Source organism: Brevundimonas sp., from assembly GCF_030656255.1.
Taxonomy (GTDB): Bacteria; Pseudomonadota; Alphaproteobacteria; order Caulobacterales; family Caulobacteraceae; genus Brevundimonas.
Window position 1 is genome coordinate 1 of record NZ_JAUSOE010000130.1, and the last position, 5,246, is coordinate 5,246.

Genomic DNA, 5,246 nt, shown 5'->3' on the forward strand with positions numbered 1-5,246 from the left:
CGTCGCGTCGAAGGACGTCTGACGTCGATGGAAACCAAGATGGATCGGCTCGGCGAGGACATGCACGACCTGAAGGTCCGCACCACCCACGTCGAGGAAGGGCTTGCAGGCGTCAATCGTCGCCTGGATCGCCTGGATCAACGTATCGAACGGGTCGAGACACGTCTGACCCTCGTAGACAGCCCGTACGGCGGAGTTCGAGAATAATGCCCATCGCCAAGGTCAACGGCGTCGAAGTCGAGTTCGAGCCCGGGATGACCGTGCTCCAGGTCGCCGAGCGCGCCGGGCAGGAAATCCCGCGCTTCTGCTATCACGAGCGCCTGTCCATCGCCGGCAACTGCCGCATGTGCCTGGTCGAGGTGAAGCCTGGGCCGCCGAAGCCGCAGGCGTCGTGCGCCCTGCCGGCCGCCGAAGGTCAGGAAATCTTCACCGACACCCCGATGGTCAAGAAAGCCCGGGAAGGCGTGATGGAATTCCTGCTCATCAACCACCCGCTGGATTGCCCGATCTGCGACCAGGGCGGCGAGTGCGATCTTCAGGACCAGTCCATGGCCTATGGCCGCGACGGTTCTCGCTATGCCGAGAACAAGCGCGCGGTCGAAGAAAAGAACATGGGTCCGACGATCAAGACCTTCATGACGCGGTGCATCCAGTGCACCCGTTGCGTCCGCTTCATCACCGAGGTCGCCGGCGTGCCGGACATCGGCATGATCTCGCGTGGCGAAGACGCCGAGATCACCACCTATCTGGAGAAGTCGGTCGGGTCGGAACTGTCGGGCAACATCAATGACCTGTGCCCGGTCGGCGCCCTGACGCACCGGCCCTGGCAGTACCACTATCGTCCGTGGGAACTGAAGAAGACCGAGACCATCGACGTCATGGACGCCCTGGGCTCGAACATCCGCGCCGACTTCCGCGGCTCCGAGGTCATGCGGGTTCTGCCGCGTGTGAATGAGGGCATCAACGAGGAGTGGCTGTCGGACAAGAGCCGCTATGTCGTCGACGGCCTGACCGCGCGTCGCCTGGACCGCCCGTGGATCCGCGAGAACGGCAAGCTGCGCGCCGCCTCGTGGAACGAGGCCCTGGACGCCGTCGCCGCCAAGCTGAAAGCCGCCTCGGCCGACCGCATCGGCGTGATCGCCGGCGACCTGCAAGACGCCGAGTCGATGAAGGCTACGCTGGACCTGTTCCGCGCCCTGGGCTCCAAGAACACCGACTGCCGCCAGGACGGCGCCGCCCTGGGCTATGGTCCGCGTGAGAGCTGGCTGTTCAACTCCGGCCTCGAAGGCATTGAAAAGGCGGACGCCATCCTGATCGTGGGCGTCAACCCGCGCATCGAGGCGCCGCTGCTGAACGCCCGCCTGCGCAAGAGCTGGATCAAGGGCGGGGTCGAGATCGGCGTCATCGGCGAACAGGCCGACCTGACCTTCGACTACGCCTATCTGGGCGCCGGCTCGAAGACCCTGGCCAAGCTGCCGAAGTCGGCGATGGATTTCCTGACCAAGGCCGAGCGTCCGGCGATCATCGTCGGCTCCGGCGCGCTGAACGGGGAGGGCGGCGCGGCCGTCCTGAACGCGCTCGGCGCCCTGGCCAAGAAGGTCGGCGTCATCAGCGAAGGCTGGAACGGCTTCAACGTACTGCACCACGCCGCTGCGCGCGTCGGCGGTCTGGACATGGGCTTTGTGCCGACTGAAGGCGGTCTGACGGTGTCGGACATGATGAAGCCGGGCGCGCTGGACGTGCTGTTCCTGCTGGGCGCAGACGAGGTCGATCCGACCGGGTCGAACGCCTTCCGCGTCTATATGGGCAGCCACGGCGATCGCGGCGCCCACGGCGCCGACGTCATCCTGCCGGGCGCGGCCTATACCGAGAAGTCGGGCCTGTACGTCAACACCGAGGGCCGGGTGCAGATGGCCGAACGCGTCGTCTTCCCCAAGGGCGAAGCCAAGGAAGACTGGGCCATCATCCGCGCCCTGTCGGCCCGCGTCGACCAGACCCTGCCTTACGACACGCTGGACCAGCTGCGCGCCAAGCTGATGGCCGATCATCCGACCTTTGGCCGGATCGACTATCTGCCTGCGCCTGCAGCCTTTGATCCGTCCAAGCTGGGCGTCAAGGGCGACCTGGGCGACCGGGTCTTCGCCTCGGCGATTTCGGACCCCTATCTTTCCAACCCGATCGCGCGCGCCAGCGCGACCATGGCCGAGCTGTCCGCCCTGCGGATCGCCCCGGTCGCGATGGCGGCGGAGTAAGTCATGGACGCTGCTGTTTCCTTCTGGGCTACGCCGGGCGGCTGGACGCTGATCACAGTCGGTCAGATCCTGCTGATCACGGTCGGCGTGCTGATCGCCGTCGCCTTCCTGCTGCTGGCCGACCGCAAGGTCTGGGCCTCGGTGCAGATGCGCAAAGGTCCGAACGTCGTGGGCCCCTTCGGCCTGCTGCAGTCCTTCGCCGACATGCTGAAGTTCGTGCTGAAGGAGGTGGTCATCCCCTCCGGCGCGGACAAGGCGGTCTTCATCCTGGCGCCGATCATCACCGTCATTCTGGCCTTCATGGCCTGGGCCGTGATCCCGTTCGCGCCGGGATGGGTGGTGTCGGACCTGAACGTCGGCATCCTGTACATCTTCGCCGTCTCGTCGCTGGGCGTGTACGGCATCATCATGGGCGGCTGGGCTTCGAACTCGAAGTATCCGTTCCTGGGTTCGCTGCGTTCGGCGGCGCAGATGGTGTCCTACGAAGTCTCGCTGGGCCTGATCATCATCAATGTGATCCTGCTGGCCGGCACGATGAACCTGTCGCAGATCGTCGAGGGTCAGAGCGGCTATTTCTGGAACTGGTACGCCTTCGGCGGCGGGCAGGGCACCTGGCCCCTGATCGTGGTTCTGTTCCCGATGTCGATCGTCTTCTTCGTCTCGGCCCTGGCGGAAACCAACCGCCCGCCGTTCGACCTGCCGGAAGCCGAGTCCGAACTGGTGGCCGGCTATCAGGTCGAATACAGCTCGACGACCTATCTGCTGTTCATGATGGGCGAGTACGTCAACATCGTCTTCATGTCGGCGATGATCAGCATCCTGTTCTTCGGCGGCTGGAACCCCGGCTTCCTGTCGCAGGAGACGCTGGACGGCCTGCCGGCCTGGATCGCCTATACGATCTATCTGCTGACCTTCATCACCAAGACGGTGTTCTGGTTCCTGGCCATCGCCCTGGTGAAGGCCTTCGTGCCCCGATACCGCTATGACCAGCTGATGCGTCTGGGCTGGAAGATCTTCCTGCCCGCCTCGCTGGTGGCCGTGGTCATCACCGCCGCCTGGCGCGTCTTCGCGGTGGGTGCATAGATGAACTCCCGCGCCGTCATCCTGGCCCTGGTCGCATCGTGGGGCCTCGCCGCCTGCACCTTCGCGCCCATCGCCGCTCCGGCGCCGACCGATCCGGTCGCGTCGATGGAGCGGCGCGAGGATGACGCGCGTCGCGGCGGTGAACGGGTCAACCTGTGCCGGATGATGAGCCGGGACGATCCGCGCTATAAGGATATGGACTGCAAGGACGTGCTGAGGGGAGGCGGGGCATGAACCGTCTGAGCCTCCTGCTGCTGATCCTCGCACCGGTGATTACGGCCTGTGCGCCCGATACGCGCATGCCCGAGTCCGGCTATCAATGGGAACGCCGCCAGGAGCGCATCGAGCGTGAGTGGCGCGACGCCCAGTCTAAGACCCAGGGCGCGGCCCCGGCCGCACCGACCAAGACTTCAACCAACGGCGCCCCGGCGCCAGAGGATCGCTTCTGATGTTCACTCGTATCGCCCAGGCCGCCAAGGGCGCGATGATGCTCGACGCCATCGGCGCCATCGGCCTGACCCTGAAGTACATGGCCCGCCCCAAGGCGACCGTGAACTATCCGTTCGAGCGGAACCCGCAGTCGCCCCGTTTCCGCGGCGAACACGCCCTGCGCCGCTACGCCAACGGAGAAGAGCGTTGCATCGCCTGCAAGCTGTGCGAGGCCATCTGCCCGGCCCAGGCCATCACCATCGAGGCCGAACCGCGCGCCGACGGCAGCCGCCGCACGACCCGCTACGACATCGACATGGTCAAATGCATCTACTGCGGCCTGTGCCAGGAGGCCTGCCCAGTGGACGCCATCGTCGAGGGGCCGAACTCCGAATACGCCGTCGAAACGCGCGAAGAGCTGCTGTTCGACAAGGCCCGACTGCTCGACAACGGGGATCGCTGGGAACGGCAGATCGCCAAGAATCTGGAACTCGACGCGCCTTACCGCTAAGGCGCTTCTCGCTTGAACGGGTCGGCGATTCCCACGGGGGTCGCGGCCGCTACGAAAGGGGCTTCGTCCCGACATGCTGCAAGGCTTAGCCTTCTATCTGCTGGCGGCGACCGCCGTGGTGTCCGGCCTTCTGGTCGTGACCGCGCGCAATCCGGTGCACAGCGTGCTGTGGTTGATCCTCGCCTTCTTCTCGGCGGCGGGTCTGTTCGTCCTGCTGGGGGCCGAGTTCCTGGCCATGCTGCTGGTCGTCGTCTACGTCGGGGCGGTCGCCGTGCTGTTCCTGTTCGTCGTCATGATGCTGGACGTCGACTTCCTGAAGCTGCGCGAGGGCTACGCCCGTTACCTGCCCATCGGGGCCGTCATCGCCGCCGTCCTGCTGGCCGAGATGATCCTGGTGTCCAGCGCCGTCATCCAGGGCGGGGCGACCGCCGGTCTGGCCGGCCCGGGCGCGCCGGATCCCGACATGAGCAATGTCGAGGCCATCGGCCGGGTGCTCTACACCGACTATATCTACTTCTTCCAGGCGGCCGGGATCGTGCTGCTGATCGCCATGATCGGGGCCATCACCCTGACCCTGCGCCACAAGCCGCATATCAAGCGCCAGAACATCGCCGACCAGGTCAACCGCTCCGCCGCCAAGGCGATGGAGATCAAGTCGGTCCAGACCGGGCAGGGCGTCACGCCCGAGGAGCTTCTCTGATGGATATCGGTCTCATCCACTATCTGACCGTGGCGGCGGCCCTGTTCACCATCGGGGTCTTCGGCATCTTCGTGAACCGCAAAAACGTCATCATCATCCTGATGTCGATCGAGCTGATCCTGCTGGCCGTTAACATCAACTTCGTCGCCTTCTCGACCTATCTGAACGACATCAGCGGGCAGATCATGGCCATGTTCGTCCTGACCGTCGCTGCGGCCGAGGCCGCCGTCGGCCTGGCCATCCTGGTGACCTTCTTCCGGAATCGCGGCGA

At 65.4% G+C, this 5,246-nt stretch carries 8 protein-coding genes; all 8 read left to right on the forward strand.

All coding sequences use genetic code 11. From position 1 onward, the window contains the following. The coding region (locus Q7J26_RS13220; protein ID WP_304936871.1) for a hypothetical protein at positions 1–207 on the forward strand (207 nt) is incomplete at its 5' end. Further along, positions 207–2,252, forward strand: a complete 2,046-nt coding sequence (nuoG, locus tag Q7J26_RS13225; protein ID WP_304936872.1) for an NADH-quinone oxidoreductase subunit NuoG — start codon at positions 207–209, stop codon at positions 2,250–2,252. The genes Q7J26_RS13220 and nuoG, both read left to right, overlap by 1 nt. Positions 2,253–2,255: 3 nt before the next feature. Then, the gene (gene nuoH / locus Q7J26_RS13230) at positions 2,256–3,335 is read left to right on the forward strand and encodes an NADH-quinone oxidoreductase subunit NuoH (protein WP_304936873.1); all 1,080 of its coding nucleotides are present in this window, start codon (positions 2,256–2,258) and stop codon (positions 3,333–3,335) included. Beyond that, a complete protein-coding gene (locus tag Q7J26_RS13235) occupies positions 3,336–3,569 on the forward strand; it encodes a hypothetical protein (RefSeq protein WP_304936874.1) in 234 nt (77 codons plus the stop codon). It begins immediately after the preceding gene. Next, complete coding sequence (locus Q7J26_RS13240) at positions 3,566–3,784, forward strand: hypothetical protein (RefSeq protein ID WP_304936875.1); 219 nt, start codon at positions 3,566–3,568, stop codon at positions 3,782–3,784. The genes Q7J26_RS13235 and Q7J26_RS13240 overlap by 4 nt, the downstream gene beginning before the upstream one ends. Continuing rightward, entirely contained in the window at positions 3,784–4,275 is a 492-nt protein-coding gene (nuoI, locus tag Q7J26_RS13245; RefSeq protein ID WP_183195166.1) for an NADH-quinone oxidoreductase subunit NuoI, read from the forward strand. The genes Q7J26_RS13240 and nuoI overlap by 1 nt, the downstream gene beginning before the upstream one ends. A 73-nt stretch (positions 4,276–4,348) precedes the next feature. After that, positions 4,349–4,975 (forward strand): NADH-quinone oxidoreductase subunit J, encoded by a 627-nt coding sequence (locus Q7J26_RS13250; protein WP_304936876.1) that lies wholly within the window; start codon positions 4,349–4,351, stop codon positions 4,973–4,975. After that, the coding region (gene nuoK, locus Q7J26_RS13255) for an NADH-quinone oxidoreductase subunit NuoK (protein ID WP_304936877.1) at positions 4,975–5,246 on the forward strand (272 nt) is incomplete at its 3' end. The genes Q7J26_RS13250 and nuoK, both read left to right, overlap by 1 nt.

Bases quoted from the DNA above. Each gene is read 5' to 3' on its own strand.
- Q7J26_RS13240 (WP_304936875.1), top strand. From the start codon at position 3,566: ATGAACCGTCTGAGCCTCCTGCTGCTGATCCTCGCACCGGTGATTACG.
- nuoG (WP_304936872.1), top strand. From the start codon at position 207: ATGCCCATCGCCAAGGTCAACGGCGTCGAAGTCGAGTTCGAGCCCGGG.
- Q7J26_RS13250 (WP_304936876.1), top strand. From the start codon at position 4,349: ATGCTGCAAGGCTTAGCCTTCTATCTGCTGGCGGCGACCGCCGTGGTG.
- nuoI (WP_183195166.1), top strand. From the start codon at position 3,784: ATGTTCACTCGTATCGCCCAGGCCGCCAAGGGCGCGATGATGCTCGAC.
- Q7J26_RS13235 (WP_304936874.1), top strand. From the start codon at position 3,336: ATGAACTCCCGCGCCGTCATCCTGGCCCTGGTCGCATCGTGGGGCCTC.
- nuoH (WP_304936873.1), top strand. From the start codon at position 2,256: ATGGACGCTGCTGTTTCCTTCTGGGCTACGCCGGGCGGCTGGACGCTG.